Genomic DNA, 22725 nt, shown 5'->3' with positions numbered 1-22725 from the left:
TGTAAGATGGAAATCTTAATACTAATCTCTATTATTGTTGTAATTGCACTGATTGTATTTGGCATTGTAGCCTCTCAGCAAGACAAAGCCAGAAAAGAAAACATTGCCTCACACCCGGCACTTGGTTCATTTACGTTTCATTATGGAACAAGTTTAAACACATCTCTAGGCCTTGATTTAACAACAAGAAGATTTGTTTTGTTACAACTGATTATGAGCCAAAAATTTACAATTTCTCTCAAATTAAAAGTGTTAAGTCTGTTGAAAGATGTATCATTAAGGATTACAGGAAACCCCGCACCATTGACTACGACAATACAATTGCTAATAGCTATGATAGAAATTATTTTGGCGTAGATTTGGATATTGAAATAAGTGCCCCCGAAAAGATAATTTATTCTATCGCCTTTCTTAAAACCCGCACATCTTATGGTGAACCTTTGTACAAGGGAGCCGATAGAGAACGCCAAAAGTGGAGAAGCATGATTGAAGAACATATTGGCAAAAAGGGAGATATTGAAATAACAGGCACTATTACAGGTGATTTCGATACGACATCAGTAGCTGATGAACTAAGAAAACTAAAAGACTTGCTTGATGAAGGCGCGCTGACTAAAGAAGAATTTGAGGCTCAGAAAAAAATAGTATTGAGATCAAGGGGTTAATAGCCAACAAACCACATTTTTTTGTTTTTTCATAACTGGCATTCATTAACTTTGCTGTTAGTAAACCAAATTTAACTAACATGCAATCTGATAAAAGTCAGGAGGTAACCCGGCGTTTCTTCGAAATTCTGGACGAACTCGTGCAAATGGGCCACATCCATTTCATGAACGATTTCTACACCGAAAACAACATCAACAGCCGCAATATCTATCAGCTTCGCAAAGACCACAGCCGCGATATTCTGCAACTGGAATGGCTGACCATTCTGATTGAAAAATACAAAGTATCAGGCGACTACCTGCTTACCGGTAAAGGCAAAAAATATAAAAAACCACTGGTGTATATTGAACGCCCCAAACGCCGCAAATATACCAAACATAAGTTACCAATGGCCGCAGGCTTATAAGTGCCTTAACGCCAAAAATTAAAACAACTTTAACCAATTAAACGGAGATGAAATGAGTAATCAACCCACAAAAATTACGGTAGCGGCCACTGTGAACGCGCCCGTAGAAAAAGTCTGGAAATATTTTACCACGCCAGAAATGGTAATGCAGTGGAACAACGCATCGCCCGACTGGCACACGCCTAAGGCTGAAAACGATTTACGCGTTGGCGGGCAGTTTGTTTATACCATGGCTGCCAAAGACGGCAGCTTTAGCTTTGATTTCGGCGGCATTTATGACGACGTACAAGAAAACCAGCTGATAGCCTACACAATGGGCGACGGCCGACAGGTAAGTATTGTTTTTACAGACATAAACGGTACTGAAACACAGGTAGAAGAAACTTTCGACGCCGAAACCCAAAACCCCGTAGAAATGCAGCAAATGGGCTGGCAGGCCATATTAGATAATTTTAAGGCTTATACTGAAGCAAATTAAGTAATTGCTCGTGCCACGCCTATACTCATGAGTAAAATGGCGTGGCACGGGTAAAGAATAATAGCTATGGTTTCATTGCCACAATGTTATCAATGAACGCAATGTCTCACAACTTGAAATAGTATTTACTACACCAATCAATCATTCACCAAATCATTTCTTCTCCGCCTTACGCGCAATAACCCTGTAAGTTTGGTTGATATGAATGGTATCGCCCTCCAAATTTAGCCTATCCCCTACCTGCCAGCGTTTAAATTGATCAGGCCCCATATTCGGTATCGAAAACAGCGCTTCAAAACGCTTGCCGTTTTCGTCTTTCAAAGTAGCCACGTAGCCATCCTTCCCGTTCTCAATGCCTTCTATCACCCCCGAATAGCCATCAGAATCCGCACAGGTAGCAGCCGTAAAAAGCATCATAATCAGCAAAAAAGTAGTTATGGTTCTCATGGTAAAATAATTTTTTATATCTGGTAACACTATCTAAACGCCTGAAACATCAGTTTTCTTATAAACCCCAAAATAACCATGCCAGAGCCATTATTTGAGCAACACGGTTACTCAACGCCTTCAGATACACACATCATAAATTAAGAAATCTTTACTTTTCAACTTAAATTATGCCCAAATACTCCTATTTTTGTAAAGATTGGTTTTTGCAAAAATAGACACCAGGTTAATTATCATGTACGAAAGCGATAAAATAAGTTCTTTGTTGCAAGAATTAGCTGCCCTGCCGCCGATTTCTGAAGAAAATGCCAGAAAACTGGATGATAAATACAGGTTAGAATTTAATTATAACAGCAATCATATTGAAGGCAATACCCTTACCTATGGCGAAACAAAGTTATTGTTGATGTTCGATAAAACCGATGGCCAGCATGAAATGCGCGAATTTGAAGAAATGAAAGCACATGATGTTGCGTATCGTTGGATTAAAGAACTGGCTGAGGATGAATCCTCTAGATTAATTGAACGAGAGATTAAACAACTTAACCAGATAATCCTCGTTAGACCATTTTGGAAAGAGGCGATAACCTCTGATGGACAATCAACCAAAAGAAAAATTCAGGTTGGAGAATACAAGCAGCATCCAAACTCTGTTCTTTTACAGAACGGAGAGATGTTTCATTATACCTCCCCAATTGACACCCCAATGGCTATGAACGATTTAATGGCTTGGTTTCATGAAGAAACTGAAAAACAAGAGTTAAGTCCGGTTGAGTTAGCCGCTATATTCCATTACAAATTTGTCCGGATTCATCCTTTTGATGATGGTAATGGCAGAATCTCTCGACTGTTGATGAATTATGTTTTGCTGAAAAATGGCCTGCCTCCCGTTATTATTAAATCGGCTGATAAAAAGAATTATCTGAACGCACTTAATCAGGCAGATACAGGCAATCTTACTGGATTTATAGAGTATATTTCCCAACAACTAATCTGGTCCTTACAAATCAAATTAAAAGCCACCAAAGGTGAAAGCATAGAAGAAGAGGATGATATTGATAAGCAGGTGGCATTGTTTAAAAGAGAGCAATTGAATGCTTATCCTAAAAAGCCATTTAAGACTTTTGAACTTTTTTTAAGGATTTACAAAGAAGCTGTACGTGAAATAATTATTCAATTAGATAAAAGACTTATAGAATTGGATGAATTATTTTACAGCACTGCTTCTTATTTTATAGTTAATTACAATGATTCCGATGATTTTCAAGCCGAAAAATCTTTTACTCTGCTTGAGGAAATAGATAAATGGTTGGAATCTATTAATGATATAGAGAAAATATCCTGGGGAAGACAGTTCAGTGGTTCTATAAACAACAAAACTTCAAATACTTTAATATCATTAGTTTCCACTTTTCAAAAGCGAAATTTTGAAATAAAACTTGAAAAAACAGAAGTATGCTTTGAATTTCCTTATGCCCACAAATATACGGAAGCGGAAATAAAAGAAATCGTGAACAAGCTCTACAAAGGCATTTTTGAAATAATCCAATCAAACACAAAAAAATAATCTGAGCAAATCTCAAACGCTGCCATGCCAAGTCTATATTCAAAAGAACTGAGGCATGACACAGGTATTCACTCATTCCCCAGAACGCCACCCGCTCATCCACTAATTCACAATTAGCTCTCTACCCTAACACCCTGAAAACCAGATCTTCCAGATACGCCGCCACGTAGGCCGAGGCATCCTCATCGGTTTTTACGTCTGTCAGCTTTTTCAGATGCGAACTAAAAAACTGTTGGTTATGCGAAGTCTCAATCAGGGTACTGCTCAATGAGTGCGGGTACGCATACTGAGGGTTCAGCTCCAGAATAATACCAGCTATCGTATTGCAAAGCTCTTTAAACTGCTTAAAAACCTTTGCCTCGTTTATTTCATTTATCTCTTTTACCAGATAAACTTTACTGCTTTCTGTAATTACAATCTGGTTCAGATACGTTATATTGTACTCAATTTTACCGGTATTCTCTGGTAGTTCACGCGTGAGTAGCTGAATCACCGTCTTTAGCTTCAGGTGAGGGTCGCTGATGTTCTTTAACTGAAACATGAGCAGAAACTCTAGGTAGCTCCAGTACCAGTTCAGTATATATACCAGAAGCAGGTGTTTATTTTTAAAATACCTGTATATACTTGCCTCGGTTGTACCTATATCAATGGCCAGTTTTTTGAAAGTAAAATGTTCATAGCCCACTTCGTATATCAGATCTATGGCCTTCCGAACAATCTGCCGGCCCAACTCACTGCTCTCAGGGTCTCTGATATAGATGTTATGGTTTACGTTAAAGTTTAATTGATACTCCATTTTTGCGTAAGTTTTGAACAAAAATAGATAATTAATAGTTACTATACAATAAATGATATTACAACAATATTATATAATAGTAACACTATCATAACTTAAGTTTTTTATCTTTGCAAAAAATATTACCCAATGGCCGACAATCACACTATTCATCCTTTTATAAGAATCATCAACTTACTAAGGCTTGACCAGAAAGACATAACCTCCCTTTACTTTTTTGCTATCCTTTCGGGTATTATACAGCTGGTTATGCCACTGGGCATTCAGTCAATCATCAACTTTGTCATGTACAACACCGCCTCCACTTCGCTGGTTGTACTGATAGGGCTGGTAATAGTAAGCGTTTTTCTGGCTGGCTTGCTGCAGATAAACCAGATGAAGTTAAGCGAGAAAATACAGCAGAAAATATTTGTAAGATATGCCTTTGAATATGCCGACACCCTGCCGAAAATAAGGCCCGAAGCCACCGAAGGCTATTATATGCCCGAGCAAACCAACCGTTTTTTTGATACCATCAATCTGCAAAAAGGCCTTTCTAAATTATTACTGGGGGTACCCACCGCCATTGTGCAGATATTGTTCGGTATTCTGCTTTTGTCTTTTTATCATGCTATTTTTATTGCTTTTGGCGGTTTACTTATTCTCATTGTCTACCTGATATTCAGACTCAGCTCAGACCGAGGCCTTGAAACCAGCCTGAAAGAAAGCGACTACAAGTATAAAGTTGCTGCCTGGCTGCAGGAAATAAGCCGCAACCAGAATACATTTAAAAACTACGAATATACCCACCTGAATATACAACGGACCGACGAGTTCACGCAGGGGTATCTCGAGAACCGCACCCGTCACTTCGGCATCCTCAAAACCCAATACTGGAGCCTCGTAGCCTTTAAGGTTATTCTCACCGCTGCCATGCTGATAATCGGCTGTGCGCTTTTGCTCAATCAGCTCATAAATATCGGCCAGTTTATAGCCGCCGAAATCGTAATCATTGCCATTACGGCTTCGGTAGAAAAACTCATCACCAGTATTGATATCGTTTACGACGTACTCACGGCCGTTGAAAAACTCAACAAGGTGCTGCAAAAACCTACCGAGTCGAGCGGTAAACTGAAGTTAAGCAATGGCAACCCTTTAAAAGTTGAATTTAAAAACGTAAGTTTTGCTTATACCAAACACTCAACCATACTTAATGGCTTGTCGTTCGTGATTCAGCCCGGCGAAAAAGCCCTGCTCATGAAAACCCTCTCTGGCAGAGGCACCAGCACGGTTCTGAAACTAATCAGCAATAACCTTACGCAGTATCAGGGTCATATCCTTATCAATGATGTACCAATAGATAATTACGACATTCTGAGCATCAGAAAGCACCTGACCTACCTGAGCGGCCAGAACGAAATTTTTAACGGTTCGCTCTGGGACAACATCAGTATAGGTAATACCGACATCAGGCCCGAAACCGTAACGTCTTTAATAAAAATTCTAGGTTTTGACGGCTTCATTGATGAGTTTGACAATGGCTATGACACCGAGCTTTTCACCAAAGGCGCCAAGTTGTCGTCGCATCTGATTCAGGAAATCCTGCTGCTGCGCACTTTTGTACAACCCAGCTCGCTGATGGTGCTGGATGAGCCGTTCAAAAACCTGAGCGCCACTAAAGCACAAAAAGTGGCAGAGTACATCTGCAATTTGCCCATTACGGTAGTGGTTGCCTCTGAGCAACAGGAAATCAAACCCCATTTCAATAAAATATTAGAGTTAAAATAAATTCAGATGAAATACTTAGAAACCATTTTTGAAGACCAGGATCTGAACAAAAAACCGAAGTCGTTTCGCGATATTTATTTTATCAACAAACAAAGCAAAGTAAAATACTGGACCTACGGCCTGTTGGGCCTGATAGTAATGGCGGCTTTTCTGCCCTGGACCCAGAACATCAAAAGCCGGGGCAAGGTAACCACCCTCCGGCAGGAACAACGCCAGCAGGGTGTTTATAGCGCCATAACAGGCAAAGTAGTGCAATGGTATATTAAAGAAGGCGACATGATAAAAAAAGGCGACACCATTGCCCGCCTGCAAGAAGTAAAAGTTGAATACCTGGACCCCAGCCTGATTGAACGTACCCGCCAGCAGATAATAGCCAAAGAACAAGCCAACCAGAGCTATCAGGAAAAAGCCAACACGGCCACAGTACAGACCTCGGCCATTACAGAATCTCTGCGGCTTAAAATTGCACAGCTGCAAAACAAAATTGCTCAGACCAAAGCCAAAATACAAGCCGACAGCATGGATATGCTGGCCGCACGCAACGATTTCGCCATTGCCAGCGAACAGCTGAAACGTCAGAAACAAATGTATGACCAGGGGCTGGTATCGCTAACCCAATATGAGCAGCGTAACCAGGCGTATCAGAACGCCCTTGCCAAGCGCACCAGCAACGAAATCAAGTTTCTGAACTCGAAGCAAGACTTAATCAACCTCTCTATCGACCTCAACGCAGCTAATCAGGACTACCTCGAAAAAGTATCAAAAATACGTGGTGAACGTTTCCAGTCGCTATCGCAGGTAGCCTCCGGACAGGCCGACATTGAAAAACTCAAAAACCAGTATGACAGCTATAAACTCCGTAACGAGTTGTATTATGTAATTGCCCCGCAAAGTGGGCAGGTAACACGGGCCATTAAAGCAGGCTTAGGCGAGATTGTAAAAGAAGGCGAAGAACTGGCACAGATAGTGCCAGACCACACCGAACTGGCCATTGAAATTTTTGTAAAACCGCTGGACATCACCCTCTTACAGACAGGCAGTAAAGTAAACGTAATTTTTGACGGTATACCTGCCATTGTTTTCAGCGGCTGGCCGCGGCAGTCGTACGGCACCTTCCGGGGTGTGGTAACGGCCATTTCAAACACGGTTGACGCCACCGGTAACTTCAGGGTTTTGGTAAAGCCAGACCCCACCGAACGCCCCTGGCCTAACACCCTGCGCCTGGGTACAGCCACCGACACCTTTATATTGCTGAAAGATGTGCCGCTGGGCTACGAAATCTGGCGTAATATTAACGGTTTCCCTCCTGAATATTATGTTGACGACTCGGCCGGTAAAACAGCCAAGAAATAACACAACCAGACAGAGCCAAACGGGAAGCAAGCTCTTTACCACTCCATTACTTACAAGTAAAATGTATAAATTAAGGTTATATATCATGTTTTTTCTGGGTTTTGCGGTTCAATTGCAAGCCCAGGAAAAGCTCACTTATGATGAGTTCATTAACATTGTCAGAAAATACCACCCCGTAGCGCAGCAAGCCACCCTGCAGACCGACATGGCTAAAGCTGAGCTGCAAAGCGCCCGCGGAGCCTTTGAGCCGTCTTTTTATATCAACAAAAATCAGAAAGAATTTGGCGGTAAAGATTATTACAACTACCTCACCACAGAACTGAAAGTACCCACCTGGTATGGGCTTGATTTGAAAGCCGGTACAGAAAACAATCAGGGGCAATTTACAGCCACAGAGCTTACCAAGGGCCGCAGTAGTTTTGTAGGTGCATCTTTGCCCTTAGCCAAAGGCCTTTTGATAGACAAGCGAAGAGCCGCAGTAAAACAGGCTCGAGAAATGGTGGCTTTTTCGGACGAAGAACGACGGCTGATGCTCAACGACCTGCTCTACGAAGCCACCAGTGTATATTATGAATGGCAAAGCGCCTATTACACCAAACGCCTGGCCGACAGCCTGCTGAGAGTGAATCAGGAACGCTACCAGTTTATCAGGAATGGCGTGACTTTGGGCGACAGACCAGCCATTGACACCGTTGAGACCCTCACCCAGTTGCAGAGCTTTGAGTTTATGCTGGCCGAGGCCGAACAGACCCTGAACAACGCCACATTTGAAATGAGCAATTTTTTGTGGAAAGAAAACCAGCAGGCCTACCAGCTACCCCCATTTGTTGAGCCGGCACTGATACAAGCCGACCGCTCATTGCAAGACCTGAACCAGTACCAAAGCCTGGTAGCCACCCACCCCAAGCTGCAGCAGGCACAAATAAAAACCAATGTGCTGGGTATTGAAAAACAACTGAAGTTTCAGAGCCTGCTACCTACCTTTAATTTGCAGTATAACCTGCTCAATAAAGATTATACCTTCTTTGCCGACCCCAACCTGTTTCAGAACAACTATAAGTGGGGGTTTACGGTGGGTATCCCGCTGTTTCTGCGTGAGGCCCGCGCCGAATACCGCAAAGCCAACCTGAAAATAACCCAGCAAACCTGGGAGAACCGCCTGCTTTTTACCGAGCAGCAAAACAAGGTAAACCAATATTATAACGATGCCGTGCAGCTACAACGCCAGACGGCCATCTACCAGCAAACGGTTATCAACTACCGACGTATGTACGATGCCGAACTGACCCGCTTCAACAATGGCGAAAGCAGCCTGTTTCTGGTAAACAGCCGCGAAAACAAGTTGTTTGAAGCCCAGCAAAAACTGATATCGCTACAAGCCAAAGCCGCCAAAGCCATCATCGCCGTTGATTACGCAACGGGTAGATTAGGCTTTTAACCACCGCGCCACGTTTATACTCGGTTAGATAAGGGCGTGGCACGGTTAATACATCTGCAAACTTGGTAGAGGTGCAATGCATGTGGCTTCGGGGGCATATAAGCTCCATAAATTACGTTTGAGTTTTGATTTTAAATACTTGAATCAAAGCCTTCATCTCACAGACCCAGCTCGGCTGAATCTTCATTCAGTCGCTGTGTCAGCCGTTCTTTGAACGGCATTCCGAAAACATGAGCACACCCTATCTTTATTTTCAGGCACATTCGCTATCTTCGCAAAAAAACAAACACAAATCATGAAACCTCAACACATCATATACCAACCACCGGAAGACCTTATAACCAAATACCTGGTTGCAGTCTTCAGGTTAGTAAAGAAACACATCCTGCAACTCTTCAAAAAGCCATAACCCAACCTTGCCAGAAAGCCCGGTTATGAAACTTTGGGCATTGTTGTTCCGCCTGGTAAAGACATTTATTAAGGATTGCCCCTGTCATTTAATTCCAATTGTTAAAAAAGTGCGATAAGGCAGAAGTCTATCGAAGGTTGAAAAATTCTTTGATCTTAAAAAACTGGCTCAAATAGAAGTAAAATAATATAAGTTGGTTCTTTTTTCATATCTGCTCCGGCCAGACAATAAATTCTATTGATTTTTAATTCAAGTTGCTATACTTTTGCTTCCGCTTCATATAAGTTAACTATTATTAAATTTCAAATATGACTTTGCTTGTACTATACTCTACCTTATACTATTTTCTTATAATTCCTGCTATTGCTGCATCAATATGGTTTCTTTTGAAAACGCCGGAAAGCAAAGGCCGAAACACACTTGTGTTAGGGTTGGTTTTACTTGTTCCATTAATAGTAAGATTACCGTACATTTTATTAAATTCTGAGTTAAATGTTGACGAAAGCGGCATTATTGGTCAGGCAATTGGCTTAAAAAACGGGCTATTGGTCTGGAGAGACATGAACCTTTCTACAGCGGGCCCCGTAAATACTTATGCCTATTTTATTTTCTGTTCCATCCTCAACATTCCTTTCGACTTTACCTCAGCGCGATTATTAGGATTGTTTCTTGACTCCCTCACGCTTCTTCTATTGTTTAAAGCCGGACAAAAACAATTTGGATTCAACAAAAGCATAATGGCACTTATTGTGGTAATGGTATTATGGAACTTCCGTTCTAATTCATACTATTTAGACTTTAATAAAGACTCTGCCTTTTTCCAGAAACCTTTTTTTAAAAATCCAATATTTCATTATTCAGAATTCGGAGACCTGAATAGCGAGTTTTTCCACTACTCCAGCGAAAAGCTATCATTGGTTATCATCGCATTTTTAGTTTTTCTCATTTCCCGAATCGAAGCAGATAAGAAAGTATCATCTTTACATTTATTCCTAGCGGGTTTTCTGGCCGGGTTTTCGCCTTTTACAAAACCCCAATGTGGCCCGATAGTACTATTTATAAGTCTGTATCTGGTTTACCTTGCCTACCAGCTCAAGCCCCAAAGCAGACCGAAGAACATCAGCCTTTACCTGGCAGGTGGCCTGGTATTTCCTTTACTGATGACTGTTTATGTGTATATGGTTGATACCTGGGGCGTATTTAACAGCCAGATGAAACTCATTGAAGGCTATAAACCTACTGTAATCGGGCCCATAGGCTATGTGTTTGGATTCATTAGAACAATTGCTTTCACAAGCCTGTTTTTAGCGCTTTTAGGATTGTTCATGATTAATTATAAAAAAAATCTGCCTGCAAACAAGGCATTCTTCTGGTTTCTTGTTTTGCTCTCATTAACCACCATTTTTTCCATTTCCAAGCCTGGCAGGTTTTATGGTCATTATTTTCAGTACCTTCTACCTCTTATTTTCTATTTTAGCATTTATGCCCTCATCAATAAAACCTATTTAATCAATGTAGCAGCGGTTTGTCTGGCATTAATTACCTACACAGGCCTTGACAGGGCCCATAGGAGACTAAATTCTGCCGAGGCAATTAAAACAGGTTTAAGATTACCTGCTGACACCATTTCACAAACCATAAACAAATTTAAAAAACCTCATGATAAGCTAGCCATCTGGGGTTTTGCACCTAAGTACTTTGTAGAAACACAGCTGCCACAGGCCACCTCTCAAAACCATGTTCCTTATATTATAAATAGCAAATACAGCAGGTATTTTCAGGAAGAATACATAAATGAAATAAAAAGAAACAAACCTGAATTTTTTATAGATGTTTCTACGGTTGAAAAATTTGAAGAAGTTATTCCTTCGCTGAAACCATACATAATTCAGAATTATGAGCTGGCCACAGTGGTTGATAGTAACTCAGTATATATCAGAAAAGACAGAATCGCATCTTTAAAATAATGGCCGTAACCCATTAATACCTGATTTTTAAATCGAAACAACCATTTCCTGAAAACAACCTGTGCCTTAAAACCAAATAGGCAGATTGATTTGGTTTTAGACACCTTTTTATGGCTTTTGGTTTTTAAGATTCATAACCCCATTTCGGCTGAATATACATTCAACCAGCGTATCATCAGCCATTCTTTAAACGACAGCATTGCGTATGAACTCAACTCGTGGTTACCACCCCTGACTTTAAAATCCATGCCCAACCCTGCCGGAAACCCCGGTTATGAAACTTTGGGCTTTGTTTTTCAGGCTGGTAAAGACCGCCGGCATGGCATGGCTAAAAAAGCCTTGAAACCATTGCTACCGCCAGATAAATTCACCGCAAATAAAGGCAAAGCCAGGTTGATTTTCTTTTCGCTGCCAGCAGGTTTTTGCCTTGGCTTTTTGTTAATCCTCTCCCAACTCCTTTCTGCTCAGCCATTTAAAGCAACGCCCCCATCTGGCTGCGTATATACACTCCGTTATGGTACCGAAAGATAATTTTAATAAAAAAAATACTTATTTACCGTAGCCAAAGCAATAGTGGCAGATTTATTTCTTGCAGCAAATGAGTATATTTACTCAACATTGTACTTTAATCTGCCAAAACCCAATGAAAAAAATGCTGTTTTTCATAACTGCTGTTATGATTCTGACTTCATGTGACGACGACGCCAAAGTAACCATTGACCTCGACGAATATGACACCAATCTGAAGAAAGCTTTCGAAAGTAAGTTTATGCTTCAAAACGAGAAAATTATTTTTCACTACACCAATAAACCCTACACCGGCAATATTGAGTTTATTTCCAAAATCAACACCAATAGTGTGGTTCGCGTAGAGGATGGCAATATTGTCAGCCTCACCGACAAAACGCCCAAAGGCGATGTTTCGGGTCTTATTACGGTTCTGAACGGCCAGGCCAATATGAAAATCGACCTCGACACCCTGCTGCAATTGCACTGTACCTTTTATGCCGTAAAAAACAGCCTCATTATTGAGCAGAAATTCGGCAATTACAGCGAACACGACTGCGATTGCCTGGTGGAATATCCGAACCAGAAAAAGATGGCCAGAATTAAAACCTCTACCGACAGCCGCAGTGGCATTATGTTCAGTGAGTCTAAAACTACCTCTACCACCACCGGGCAGATAGTGGAAAAAGTAAAGAACTACATTAAAAAACAACCGGACGGCACAACCCTGCGCGTTACCCTAACCGACAATTACGATGGTTCAGGCTCTAATATGCTGGTGTATGCCGAAGACCTGTCGGTACAAAAAAATGACAGCAAAGTTGGTTTTTCGTTCAGATACACGTATGACAAAAACGTGTTTCTGCATGGCGAAATAGAGAACTTTAATGAAAAACACTGCCAGGAAATAGACAGGCTGCGCATGGCAGAGTCTTCTATATTCGGGCAACCGGCACAAGACCGCTCCGGCTGTGTTTCTGAGGTATTGAATTTGGTGAGCCAGGCTTTCAAGCGGCCATTTACCCGCGAAGAGCTGATGGCACGCCTGCAGTCGAAAATCAACAATAACCAGTTTCTGGTTAGTGGGTCGTCAGACGTACAAACGTACTTCGAATAAACTTTGCACCCCGTGCACCTGTAACCGGTTACGTTCAGGTGCGCCGGGTTAATGTTTGCCTACTGTTTCAGTATTTTGTACCCAAACCCTTTGTCGCCATCGCCCAGCACGCGCACCTGAATGGTTCTGCCATCAATGGGCATATACTGAATTTTCTTCGGGAAATCATGCGCCGGGTTTTCAAATGAAAAAACACCTGCCGCAGCCTTGTTGAGCTTAAATGCTATGGTCTGGTTATTGTTCTGGTCAGGTACGGTGGCCTCATAAGTGGCTATGCCGTTAATAATCCGTATCCTGAGGCGCTCGGTTACCACTTTGGCGCCCTCTTTAACTTTATACCCCTGCCCTTCCAGCGTGCCATCGGGTAGTAGCTTCCATGTTTCGTAAACTTCCTTGTTTTCAGTTTTCCAGGTTCCTTCCAGAAAATACAGTTCACGCAGGCCGTCGGCTTTTATAAAAGACACCAGCATCAATATTAAACAGGTTTTTGCAAGGGTTTTCATTGGTTTTTGCATTTAAGGTTTACAATTAATGTTTCATTACGCCCTCAAAACTATACCACTTTTAATGGCGATAATTGTATAAATGCGACACAACCTACCCCATACCTGAAAACAAGGCCGACAGCCTCAGATGCCCTCCGTAAAACTGCTTGGGGCTCATGCCCGTAAAAGACCTGAAATCTCTAATAAAATGGGCCTGGTCATAATAATTACCCGCATGCGCCACGGCCGTAAGCGTACCCGGCTGCTGCCCGGCCAGCCTCTTCAGCGTTGCCTGTAGCCGCACAATTCTCGACAACTGCTTTACACTTAGCCCTGTATTTTTCATAAACTTGCGCTCCAGTTGCCGCCGGTTCACGTGCAGGCTATCGGTCAGTTCACCAACAGAAACCTGCCCGTTCAGTTGCATAATCAGTTCAATACTTGAGCGTATCAGTGTACTTACCGACTCCTCAGTTATCAGTTTTTCAATCAGAAAATCTTCTACCAGCCTGATACGCGCCTCCGTTTGCCCGGCGTTTAAAACAGCAGTGGCCAGCAGGCTGCCGTCTGCGCCAAACAGCTCGTCAAGCGGCACGGCGCGGTTTTCCATATTACTTACAGGCATAGTAGCAAAAGCAGCAAACCCTTCCGGCTGAAACCTCACCGAAAAAATACCCGTTGCACCGGTAGGCTCAATGGCCAGCGGCCGGGTTACCTGCCCAAACACAAAGCACAAGGGCTGCACCAGGCTGCTGCCATCTGGCATATACTGCCTGAAAGCATCGCCGTAATGAAAAATCATTTCCATGCAGCCGTCTGGCACAATGTGCTGTTTTTCAGCACTCACCTGCGCAGGCGCCTCCAGTGTCCAGTAGCAATTAACTACCCCGGTTAGTTTCGGGGCAGGCGTGTAAGTCCGGTAATCCATAGGCATCTGTTTATAGATACTCAAATTACTAAATTACTGCATCAGTTGGCAATTTGGGTATATTTTGTAAAGTTAAACCACAATTTAGCTTTATTTTAATAAGACTTTAAACAGATTTTAACCAAAGTCTGCCATTTTTGCAAAGCAAAGGCAAAAACCTGTATCATGAAAACCCTCGTATTATTAAGCTTGCTGCTGCCTCTGGCATTGTGCGCACAGCCGCCCAAAGGGCAAAATGCCAGGCTGAAAGCAAAACTGCAGCCTTACTACACCCCAGATTACCTGCGGTTTAAGAACCATATACTGGGCGAATTTCATAACGCCACCCCGGGGCGCTTTGGCGTGGTTATTAAAGATGTTTTTGAAGATGTGGCCGACGCCAACAAGGTAATTGCCTTTACTTTTGATGCCTGTATAGGTAAAAGCAATGATTACAACGCACCCCTGATAGCTTACCTTAAAAAAGAGCATATACCTGCTACCCTGTTTGTGAGCGGCCTCTGGATTGACGACAACCTGGCTACCTTCAGGCAGTTGGCGGCTGATTCTCTTTTTGAAATCGGTAATCATGGGCTGCTGCACCGGCTTTGCTCGGTTGACGGCGAAACAAAATATGGCATTGCTGCCACCCAAAATATTGGGGAGGTGATAGACGAAATGGAGCTCAATTCGCGCAAAATAGAAAAACTTACCGGCAAAAGACCCCGGTTTTTCAGGTCGGCTACGGCCTATACCGACGAAACCTGCGCCCGTATTGCCAATCAGCTGGGTATGCAGGTAGTTGCCTTTGATGTACTCAGCGGCGACGCCGTTCCGTTTGCGGCTCCGGAGCTTATCAGCCAGACCATCATCAGCCAGGCACGGCCGGGGGCCATTGTAATTATGCACTTCAACCACCCGCAATGGCACGAATTACAGGCATTGCAGATGGCCATACCCGTGCTACGGGCCAAAGGATACAAATTTGTAAAACTTACCAACGAAAAGCTGGTATCGCAACGCGGCCAATAGCAACCCTATTCGGTAACGCGGTCTTTCAGCACCAATTTCAGAAAGAAGTAGCCAATAGCCCCTGCCACCAGCGACGACAGCAGTATCACAAACTTGGCTTCGTTAATAATGGTGGTATCGTTAAATGCCAGCAGGGTTATGAAGATAGACATCGTAAAACCTATGCCCCCCAGAAAACCCACGCCACCAATTGACCTCCAGCTGAGGTCGTCGGGCAGGCGGCAGATTTTCAGTTTGACAGATAAAAACACCAGCAGAAAAATCCCCAGCGGTTTACCAATAACAAGCCCTGCGGCTATGCCCAGGCTGTAAGTCTGGCTGAGCATTTCGCTCAGGTTTCCGCCCAGACTAATGGCCGTATTGGCCAGCGCAAACACCGGAAGAATAACAAATGCTACGGGTTTGTGTAGAAAATGTTGCAGCAAATAAGAGGTTGACTTCTCGTCGCCGTTGCCGAAAGGCAGCGCAAATGCCACCAGCACGCCAGTAATAGTGGCATGCACGCCCGAGTGCAGCATAAAATACCACATGGCTACTCCGCCAATCAGGTAAGGTATCAGGTTTCTTACTTTCAGGCGGTTCATAATAAATAAAACGGCCAGTATGCCCAGGGCAATAAGCAGGTTACCCCACATCAGGGTTTTGGTATAGAAAATGGCAATCACGAGTATCGCGCCGAGGTCGTCAATAACAGCCAGGGCCGTCAGGAAAATCTTGAGTGATGCCGGTACGCGATCATTCAGTAAAGATAAAATACCCAGTGCAAAGGCAATGTCGGTAGCCATCGGGATACCCGCCCCGGCCTGCGCACTGCTGCCGAAATTAAAAGCCAGGTATAAACCCGCCGGCACCAGCATACCGCCAATGGCGCCAAAAATAGGCAACATGGCATTTTTTATGTCAGACAATTCGCCCAGATAAATTTCACGCTCCAGTTCAAGGCCTATCAGCAAAAAAAAGATGGTCATCAGACCGTCGTTAATCCAGTATTCAAGCGGCTGCCCACCTACCTGGCTATGCCAAAGGTGTTGATAGCCTTCTGCCATACCCGAATTAGCCAGTATGAGCGAAACCACCGTACAGGCTATCAGCACAAGGCCGCCTGCTTTTTCGCTTTCAAAAAAATCCTTAAATAAAACCGTTAATTTCATGCTTTCCCGTTTGTTGTGTGTACAAAGATACGCATTTATTAATGAGTGAATTAGTGATTTAGTGATTTAGTGAATGAGCGGCCGGCGTTCCGGTGATTGAGTGATTTAGTGAATGGTGAATTAGTGAATAGTGAATTAGCGGCCGCCGTTGCGGTGAGTGGCGAATTAATGAATGAGCGGCAGGCGTTCCGGTGAATGGTGCCTTGAACTTTGCCGTGACGGCGTACCGTTTCAACTGAATCACCTGATTGTTATGATTTGTATTTACTACTTAAGGCTATTTGATTAATAGGTGCAATTAATTAATCACTAATTCACTCATTCACTCATTCACTAATTGTTCTCATTCATGCGGTTCTACGTGAATCAGAATCTGGTCAAGCTCCGGCATTTCGGCTTGCAGATAATCTTTCAGCCGGTGTGCCACGGCGTGCCCTTCTCGCACGGTCATGTGTGCATCTACAATAACGTGCAGGTCTACATGATACTTCATACCCGCCTTGCGCACATAACATTTTTCGGTTTCAATAACCCCGTCTACCTCCATCGATTTCAGTCTGATAGCCGCAATCACATCATCATACAGATTTTCGTCCATTATTTCACCCAGCGCAGGTCTTACAATCAGGTAGCAGTTATACAAAATGAATCCAGATGCAAAAAGTGCCGCCCAATCATCCGCCGACTCATAGCCCTTACCCATAATCAGCGCAACAGTAATACCAATAAAAGCCGCAATAGAAGTAATGGCGTCGCTGCGGTGGTGCCAGGCATCAGCCCTTAACGACGAGCTGTTGGTTTCACGGCTTTTTTTCATCACAATCTGGTAAGATACCTCTTTCCATAAAATAATTACCCCAAGCACTATCAGTGTCCAGGCTTTAGGCAAATGATGAGGCGTTCTGATATTGTTGATACTCTCATGGGCTATCAGGGTGGCCGACATAATCAGAAAACCCACTACCAGAAAAGTAACCAGCGGTTCTATGCGCCCATGCCCGTATGGGTGATTATCGTCGGCAGGTCTGCTGGCGTATTTTATACCCATCAGCACCAGCATAGACGCAAAAATATCGGTTGTCGACTCAATAGCATCTGCAATTAGGGCATAGGAGTTGCCGAAAAATCCGGCCAGCCATTTAATAATTGCCAGGGCTATATTGCCAAAAATACTGAAATACGTGGCCCTGATGGCTTTTTCTTTCATGATATACTGCTTTCAAAAAAAAATTAATAATAAAGCCCGAAACACACGCCGCAAGCAACTTTTTGCAAATGTAGAGCAAAACCCCGAATGTGGCGGTTATTTTTTACCCATTTGCTGATATTAATACATAACAGGCAACAAAAACCGTTATAACCTCAAATGCAGTATCATGCGGCAGGTACAGGGCGCATCGTAAACACAACAACGCATAAACTGCAATTATTTAACAAATTCTGGTGCTTTTATTAAAACATTGTTAAAAAAAGCACATAAATGCTTGCTTTAATAAAATTTGAGTCTAATTTGTAGCAGAATACTAAATCAGCAACGCAAAGTCAATCTTAGTAAAGTCAAACCGGCTGCCTGTTTTGCCTATTGTTATAATACCACAACAGACCTTCAAAAAAGAGATAGTGGCTAAATCACTAAAATTCAGTTTTATCTGAAATTACCCTTGGTTACTGGCTTAGAGTACCACAGGCCGTGTGTTAAAAATTTCCCGTAAGTACCATTTTCATTACTTAATTTAAAAAAAGTATGCACGTTTCATTAAATGTTGTTCTGGCCGAAGACGATAAGGATTATCAGGATATTTTCAATAACGCACTGGAAGAAGTGAATATACCCACCACACTCACCGTGGTAAGCGACGGCTACGAATTAATGAAAACGTTGAGGTCGCCCAATGCCCCCAACTATAATATTGTGATTCTGGACATTAACATGCCCAAAAAGAACGGCATTGAATGCCTGAAAGAAATCAGGAAAGACCAGGCGCTCAGCAGCACTTTTTCGGTCATACTCACCAGCAGCCAGGACCCCCTCATTAAAGAAAGCGCCTACCAGGCAGGTGCCAATCTGTTTCTTACCAAGCCCATTAACTTTAATGAGTATGTAGAAACCATAAGAACCATTCTGACCTCCGACTGGCGGATGAACCTGCCTATATTTTTTTGAAACCCATTACACCTCGTAAATCTGAGGCTGTATAGCTATGCCCAAAAACCACCTGATGGTATTACATTTAGCCCAATTCTAATTGCCACAATGTTCACAAAAAAGACACTAGGTAACACAATTCTAATCCCTCGTCTTCTATTTGCTCAATAGTTTTCCATTCGACAATCCGAAATTGAAAATCGACAATTCTCTAAATCACCCCCATTCCTGACATTTCTCATATTCCTGCTAAACAAACAACCCTATTTTTGGTGTTATATAGGCAATTGTGCGTTGTTTTCTTCTCTTCAAGACAAGCAAATGCGTTGCGCTTGCCTTCTTAAACAGACTTACTCCCTTGACACATACGTATTTTATACAGGGCATGTCTTGCGACGGCTGCCGTACAAAGGTAGAGAAAACCCTCAATAGCCTTGAAGGCGTACAGGCTACGGTGAGCCTTGACCCACCCCGGGCCGTTATCAGTATGCAAAAGCATATTGCTTTGCCAGTGCTGCAGGCGGCATTATCAAAAGCAGGTAAATACACCATCAGCACCGAAAACACCCCTCAAAACCCGCAGACGCATGGGGGGCATGCAGCAACTCATCAGCAGGCCGCACATCATAATCAGGCTGGCTCTCCTCTACTGACGCAAAGCGGCAAAGGCACTTATTACTGCCCCATGCACTGCGAGGGCGACAAAACCTATAACACACCCGGCAACTGCCCGGTTTGCGGCATGAATCTGGAAAAACTGCCCGAACTGGCCGCGCCTACCCAATATACCTGCCCTATGCACCCGGAGGTACTCAGTAACAACCCCGGAGCCTGCCCCAAGTGCGGTATGGATCTGGTGCCGCTAATGCCCACAGAAACCGACGATAACGCTGTGTATCTCGACCTGCGCAAAAAAATGATAGTGGCTACCACCTTTACGCTGCCCATTTTTCTGATAGCCATGATTGAGATGATACCCCACAACCCACTACTGCAACTGATGGACGCCCGGTACTGGAACTGGCTGCAAATGGGGCTGTCGCTTCCGGTTATTTTTTATGCCGGATGGCTGTTTTTTGAAAGAGGCTGGCGGTCTGTTACCTCAGGCAGCCTGAATATGTTTACACTCATTGCGCTGGGCACGGCGGTTGCCTTTGTGTTCAGCGTTACCGGGGTAATATCGCCTGGTATCTTCCCGCCTGAATTCAGAACTGAGCACGGGTCGGTGCCGCTTTATTTTGAGGCTGCCACCGTTATTCTCACGCTTGCGCTGCTGGGGCAGCTAATGGAAGCCAAAGCCCATACTCAAACCAGCTCGGCCGTTAAAGAATTACTGAAACTAAGCCCTACCGATGCCACGCTGGTGCGCAACGGCAAAGACGAAAAAGTATCGATACATGCCATTCAACCCGGCGACTTGCTAAGAATTAAACCCGGCGACAAAATACCGGTCGACGGAAAAATAACAGAAGGCGAAAGCAGCATTGATGAGTCTATGATCACCGGAGAGCCGATTCCGGCAGATAAAAAAGTGGGCGATGCCGTTACATCCGGCACCATTAACGGCAATAAATCTTTCATTATGGTAGCCGAAAAAGTGGGGTCTGAAACCCTGCTGGCACAAATAATTGCGATGGTAAACTCTGCCAGCCGTTCTAAAGCCCCCATTCAGAAACTGGCCGATACCATATCCAGATACTTTGTACCAACGGTTATTATGGCTGCGGTAATAACGTATTTTATGTGGCTCAAATGGGGCCCTGCGCCCGGTGCGGTTTACGGCTTTATTAATGCCGTAGCTGTGCTTATTATTGCCTGCCCCTGTGCATTAGGCCTGGCCACGCCGATGTCGGTTATGGTTGGTGTGGGCAAAGGCGCGCAGTCTGGTATATTAATTAAAAACGCCGAAGCCCTTGAGGCAATGGCGCGGGTAAATGTACTGATTATAGATAAAACCGGCACCATAACCGAGGGCAAACCATCAGTAGAGCGTGTCTTTACTAAACAATTTGACGAAACCCAGGCACTGTCTTATATGGCCGCACTTAACCAGTACAGCGGGCATCCGCTGGCACAGGCCGTGGTAAATTTTGCAGCCGGCAAAGGCATACAATGGCCGCAGGCGCAAGACTTTGAAGCCATAACCGGCAAAGGCGTTACCGGCACCATTGACGGCAAAAAAGTGGCATTGGGCAACAAGGCATTAATGGCAAGCCGCAAGGCGCTAATTGACCCCGACATTGAACAACAAGTGTTTGAAGCGCAGAAACGTGGTAAAACGGTTTCTTATATGGCAGTAGACGCCGTGGTAATTGGCTTTGTAAGCATTGCTGACGCCATAAAACCTGGTAGCAAAGCGGCCGTTGCCGAACTGATTGACGGTGGCATGGAAGTAATGATGCTTACCGGCGACAACGAAAACACCGCAGCTGCCGTAGCCCGAGAGCTGAACCTGACAAATTTCAGGGCGTCGTGCCTACCGGAAGACAAACTGAATGAAATTAAACGGCTGCAACAGGCAGGCAAAATAGTAGCTATGGCCGGCGACGGCATTAATGATGCCCCCGCACTGGTGCAGGCCAACGTTGGCATAGCCATGGGCACCGGCACCGACGTAGCCATTGAAAGCGCACGCATTACCCTTGTAAAAAGCGACTTACAGGGAATTGTAAAAGCCCGAAACCTGAGCCATGCCGTGATGAAAAACATACGCCAGAATCTGTTTTTTGCTTTCTTTTACAATGCCTTGGGTATCCCTGTAGCAGCCGGTTTGCTGTATCCGTTCTTCGGGGTGTTGTTATCGCCCATGATAGCCGCCGCCGCCATGAGCTTCAGCTCGGTATCAGTGATTACCAATTCGTTGAGGTTGAGGGGCAAGGAGATTTAGGGAAATGCAGAATGGCGAATAATTAACAATTTTTTTGGTAGAGGTGCAATGCTTGCGGCTCAAAGCATATGCGCACCAAATAAAACTTCTCTGAATGATTTAATTTATATAACCAGCCTTCTCAGCCATTAGAATTGACAATAATTCAATGAATCAGATTTACCTCTGAAGAGGCAACGCAGAGTACCTCTACGAAATGACTGAGCTAAATTATTTCAGCAAAACTTCAATAATCCTTAGGACATTCACTAATCCGCCATTCACTTATCCGCGATTTTTTCAAGACTTTTAAACCGATACAAATAAGGAGCCTTATTGGCTGCTCCGGTGAATTTCTTTTCCAGACGTTCCAGAATATCCAGGTCGAGAATCATTTTCTGGAAGTTATTTCTGCGGAAAGGCCTGTCCAATATCGTTTCGTATAAATCCTGCACCTCTTTCATGGTAAACGTTTCAGGCAGCAGATTAAACCCTATCAGCTTGTAATTCAGCATCAGGCGCAGGCTTTCAAGGGCTTTCATTATAATATCGGCGTGGTCAAATGCCAGCAGCGGCAGGTCTTTTATGTCATACCATTCACAGGTTTCGTCAAGCGCCGAACAAACAGGTACCACCCGATGAATATCTACCAGCGCATAATACCCGATAGATATAAACCGGCGTTGCAGCCATTGCAGGTCTTCAGACAGCACTTCACCTTCTCCCAGCCCCCCTTTTATGAGTTTTATTACCTGCCGCATCAGTTGCGGAGACGACCGCTCCAGGCTGCCAAACACACCAAACTGCTCCAGATAAATATCTTTTATTCCGGTTCGCTCTGCCAGAATCCGTAACGCTGCGTTGTCCACACTTTCATTTTGCCTTACAAAACCTCCCGGCACCATCCATATATCCATATTTTTCAGCCTGGGCAACAATACCCTTAGCTGCCTGTCATGAAACCCGAAAATAACACAATCAACAGAAACCTGCTCTATAAATTCTTCCTTGTTAAATAATTCCATGATTGCTGTGGGGGTTTATCTGCCTGTTAAAACTTTGTGCTAAGTTTTAACCACTTTTCTAAAACGCGTACTATTTATTCTGTTTTGGGTACAATATTAGTCAAAATTTCATTATTGTCTAAAAATTAGACAATATTCTTGTTTTCTATTTTTTAAGTACACACATTTGTATCCGGAAGAGTGCATTTACACCAT

At 43.6% G+C, this 22725-nt stretch carries 21 protein-coding genes; 14 read left to right on the top strand and 7 right to left on the bottom strand.

Annotation, left to right across the window (positions count from 1 at the left end; translation table 11 throughout):
* Nucleotides 1-6: 6 nt before the first annotated feature.
* From C0V77_RS11070 to C0V77_RS11055, 4 genes are all read left to right on the top strand, one after another.
* Complete coding sequence (locus C0V77_RS11070) at nt 7-357, top strand: hypothetical protein (RefSeq protein ID WP_101726423.1); 351 nt, start codon at nt 7-9, stop codon at nt 355-357.
* Between the two features lie 2 nt (nt 358-359).
* Nucleotides 360-665, top strand: coding sequence for an SHOCT domain-containing protein (locus tag C0V77_RS23305; protein ID WP_216824431.1), 306 nt, complete (start codon nt 360-362; stop codon nt 663-665).
* Nucleotides 666-745: 80 nt separating this feature from the next.
* On the top strand, nt 746-1072 hold the full coding sequence (locus C0V77_RS11060; protein WP_101726422.1) for a hypothetical protein: 327 nt from the start codon (nt 746-748) through the stop codon (nt 1070-1072).
* A 52-nt stretch (nt 1073-1124) separates the two neighbouring features.
* Entirely contained in the window at nt 1125-1550 is a 426-nt protein-coding gene (locus tag C0V77_RS11055) for an SRPBCC family protein (RefSeq protein WP_101726421.1), read from the top strand.
* Nucleotides 1551-1703: 153 nt separating this feature from the next.
* On the opposite strand, the gene C0V77_RS11050 is transcribed toward C0V77_RS11055, so the two are convergent.
* On the bottom strand, nt 1704-1997 hold the full coding sequence (locus tag C0V77_RS11050) for a hypothetical protein (RefSeq protein WP_143706068.1): 294 nt from the start codon (nt 1995-1997) through the stop codon (nt 1704-1706).
* Nucleotides 1998-2232: 235 nt separating this feature from the next.
* Here C0V77_RS11050 and C0V77_RS11045 point away from each other — a divergent pair, with 235 nt between their 5' ends.
* Entirely contained in the window at nt 2233-3564 is a 1332-nt protein-coding gene (locus tag C0V77_RS11045; RefSeq protein WP_101726419.1) for a Fic family protein, read from the top strand.
* Between the two features lie 121 nt (nt 3565-3685).
* Here C0V77_RS11045 and C0V77_RS11040 read toward each other — a convergent pair whose 3' ends face one another.
* Nucleotides 3686-4360 (bottom strand): TetR/AcrR family transcriptional regulator, encoded by a 675-nt coding sequence (locus C0V77_RS11040; RefSeq protein ID WP_101726418.1) that lies wholly within the window; start codon nt 4358-4360, stop codon nt 3686-3688.
* 129 nt (nt 4361-4489) lie between these two features.
* Here C0V77_RS11040 and C0V77_RS11035 point away from each other — a divergent pair, with 129 nt between their 5' ends.
* The 6 genes from C0V77_RS11035 (at nt 4490) to C0V77_RS11010 (ending at nt 12918) form a co-directional block, all read left to right on the top strand.
* Nucleotides 4490-6127, top strand: coding sequence for a peptidase domain-containing ABC transporter (locus C0V77_RS11035; RefSeq protein ID WP_101726417.1), 1638 nt, complete (start codon nt 4490-4492; stop codon nt 6125-6127).
* 6 nt (nt 6128-6133) lie between these two features.
* Complete coding sequence (locus tag C0V77_RS11030; RefSeq protein ID WP_101726416.1) at nt 6134-7480, top strand: HlyD family secretion protein; 1347 nt, start codon at nt 6134-6136, stop codon at nt 7478-7480.
* Nucleotides 7481-7541: 61 nt separating this feature from the next.
* Nucleotides 7542-8918: a TolC family protein gene (locus tag C0V77_RS11025; protein ID WP_158237931.1), complete on the top strand. Its 1377-nt coding sequence runs from the start codon at nt 7542-7544 to the stop codon at nt 8916-8918.
* Nucleotides 8919-9635: 717 nt separating this feature from the next.
* Nucleotides 9636-11294: a hypothetical protein gene (locus C0V77_RS11020; protein ID WP_101726414.1), complete on the top strand. Its 1659-nt coding sequence runs from the start codon at nt 9636-9638 to the stop codon at nt 11292-11294.
* A 90-nt stretch (nt 11295-11384) separates the two neighbouring features.
* Complete coding sequence (locus C0V77_RS11015; RefSeq protein ID WP_101726413.1) at nt 11385-11825, top strand: hypothetical protein; 441 nt, start codon at nt 11385-11387, stop codon at nt 11823-11825.
* A 112-nt stretch (nt 11826-11937) separates the two neighbouring features.
* A complete protein-coding gene (locus C0V77_RS11010) occupies nt 11938-12918 on the top strand; it encodes a membrane lipoprotein lipid attachment site-containing protein (protein ID WP_101726412.1) in 981 nt (326 codons plus the stop codon).
* Nucleotides 12919-12977: 59 nt separating this feature from the next.
* On the opposite strand, the gene C0V77_RS11005 is transcribed toward C0V77_RS11010, so the two are convergent.
* Complete coding sequence (locus tag C0V77_RS11005) at nt 12978-13421, bottom strand: DUF6265 family protein (RefSeq protein ID WP_143706067.1); 444 nt, start codon at nt 13419-13421, stop codon at nt 12978-12980.
* A gap of 94 nt (nt 13422-13515) precedes the next feature.
* The gene (locus C0V77_RS11000) at nt 13516-14331 is read right to left on the bottom strand and encodes a helix-turn-helix domain-containing protein (RefSeq protein ID WP_101726410.1); all 816 of its coding nucleotides are present in this window, start codon (nt 14329-14331) and stop codon (nt 13516-13518) included.
* A 165-nt stretch (nt 14332-14496) separates the two neighbouring features.
* On the opposite strand from C0V77_RS11000, the gene C0V77_RS10995 reads away from it, so the two are divergent.
* Complete coding sequence (locus C0V77_RS10995) at nt 14497-15342, top strand: polysaccharide deacetylase family protein (RefSeq protein ID WP_101726409.1); 846 nt, start codon at nt 14497-14499, stop codon at nt 15340-15342.
* 5 nt (nt 15343-15347) lie between these two features.
* On the opposite strand, the gene nhaA is transcribed toward C0V77_RS10995, so the two are convergent.
* Both nhaA and C0V77_RS10985 read right to left on the bottom strand, forming a co-directional pair.
* Nucleotides 15348-16493: a Na+/H+ antiporter NhaA gene (nhaA, locus tag C0V77_RS10990; RefSeq protein WP_101726408.1), complete on the bottom strand. Its 1146-nt coding sequence runs from the start codon at nt 16491-16493 to the stop codon at nt 15348-15350.
* A gap of 343 nt (nt 16494-16836) precedes the next feature.
* Nucleotides 16837-17700 (bottom strand): cation diffusion facilitator family transporter, encoded by an 864-nt coding sequence (locus C0V77_RS10985; protein ID WP_101726407.1) that lies wholly within the window; start codon nt 17698-17700, stop codon nt 16837-16839.
* A 537-nt stretch (nt 17701-18237) separates the two neighbouring features.
* Between C0V77_RS10985 and C0V77_RS10980 the strand changes: the two genes are divergently transcribed.
* Nucleotides 18238-18657: a response regulator gene (locus C0V77_RS10980; protein ID WP_101726406.1), complete on the top strand. Its 420-nt coding sequence runs from the start codon at nt 18238-18240 to the stop codon at nt 18655-18657.
* 340 nt (nt 18658-18997) lie between these two features.
* Nucleotides 18998-21526, top strand: coding sequence for a heavy metal translocating P-type ATPase (locus tag C0V77_RS10975; RefSeq protein WP_101726405.1), 2529 nt, complete (start codon nt 18998-19000; stop codon nt 21524-21526).
* A 260-nt stretch (nt 21527-21786) separates the two neighbouring features.
* On the opposite strand, the gene C0V77_RS10970 is transcribed toward C0V77_RS10975, so the two are convergent.
* Nucleotides 21787-22530, bottom strand: coding sequence for an NrtR DNA-binding winged helix domain-containing protein (locus tag C0V77_RS10970; RefSeq protein WP_101726404.1), 744 nt, complete (start codon nt 22528-22530; stop codon nt 21787-21789).
* Nucleotides 22531-22725: the final 195 nt, after the last annotated feature.

Origin of the sequence: Emticicia sp. TH156, from assembly GCF_002855535.1 — a bacterium.
GTDB classification, from domain to species: Bacteria; Bacteroidota; Bacteroidia; order Cytophagales; family Spirosomataceae; genus Emticicia; species Emticicia fluvialis.
The sequence above is the reverse complement of the archived record's forward strand: the minus strand, read 5'-3'. Positions and strand labels throughout refer to the sequence as shown.

What these genes read in the sequence shown, in the direction of transcription:
- C0V77_RS11070 (WP_101726423.1), top strand. Translation starts at nt 7, where the DNA reads ATGGAAATCTTAATACTAATCTCTATTATTGTTGTAATTGCACTGATT.
- C0V77_RS11060 (WP_101726422.1), top strand. Translation starts at nt 746, where the DNA reads ATGCAATCTGATAAAAGTCAGGAGGTAACCCGGCGTTTCTTCGAAATT.
- C0V77_RS11055 (WP_101726421.1), top strand. Translation starts at nt 1,125, where the DNA reads ATGAGTAATCAACCCACAAAAATTACGGTAGCGGCCACTGTGAACGCG.
- C0V77_RS11050 (WP_143706068.1), bottom strand. Translation starts at nt 1,997, where the DNA reads ATGAGAACCATAACTACTTTTTTGCTGATTATGATGCTTTTTACGGCT.
- C0V77_RS11045 (WP_101726419.1), top strand. Translation starts at nt 2,233, where the DNA reads ATGTACGAAAGCGATAAAATAAGTTCTTTGTTGCAAGAATTAGCTGCC.
- C0V77_RS11040 (WP_101726418.1), bottom strand. Translation starts at nt 4,360, where the DNA reads ATGGAGTATCAATTAAACTTTAACGTAAACCATAACATCTATATCAGA.
- C0V77_RS11035 (WP_101726417.1), top strand. Translation starts at nt 4,490, where the DNA reads ATGGCCGACAATCACACTATTCATCCTTTTATAAGAATCATCAACTTA.
- C0V77_RS11030 (WP_101726416.1), top strand. Translation starts at nt 6,134, where the DNA reads ATGAAATACTTAGAAACCATTTTTGAAGACCAGGATCTGAACAAAAAA.
- C0V77_RS11025 (WP_158237931.1), top strand. Translation starts at nt 7,542, where the DNA reads ATGTATAAATTAAGGTTATATATCATGTTTTTTCTGGGTTTTGCGGTT.
- C0V77_RS11020 (WP_101726414.1), top strand. Translation starts at nt 9,636, where the DNA reads ATGACTTTGCTTGTACTATACTCTACCTTATACTATTTTCTTATAATT.
- C0V77_RS11010 (WP_101726412.1), top strand. Translation starts at nt 11,938, where the DNA reads ATGAAAAAAATGCTGTTTTTCATAACTGCTGTTATGATTCTGACTTCA.
- C0V77_RS11005 (WP_143706067.1), bottom strand. Translation starts at nt 13,421, where the DNA reads ATGAAAACCCTTGCAAAAACCTGTTTAATATTGATGCTGGTGTCTTTT.
- C0V77_RS11000 (WP_101726410.1), bottom strand. Translation starts at nt 14,331, where the DNA reads ATGGATTACCGGACTTACACGCCTGCCCCGAAACTAACCGGGGTAGTT.
- C0V77_RS10995 (WP_101726409.1), top strand. Translation starts at nt 14,497, where the DNA reads ATGAAAACCCTCGTATTATTAAGCTTGCTGCTGCCTCTGGCATTGTGC.
- nhaA (WP_101726408.1), bottom strand. Translation starts at nt 16,493, where the DNA reads ATGAAATTAACGGTTTTATTTAAGGATTTTTTTGAAAGCGAAAAAGCA.
- C0V77_RS10985 (WP_101726407.1), bottom strand. Translation starts at nt 17,700, where the DNA reads ATGAAAGAAAAAGCCATCAGGGCCACGTATTTCAGTATTTTTGGCAAT.
- C0V77_RS10980 (WP_101726406.1), top strand. Translation starts at nt 18,238, where the DNA reads ATGCACGTTTCATTAAATGTTGTTCTGGCCGAAGACGATAAGGATTAT.
- C0V77_RS10970 (WP_101726404.1), bottom strand. Translation starts at nt 22,530, where the DNA reads ATGGAATTATTTAACAAGGAAGAATTTATAGAGCAGGTTTCTGTTGAT.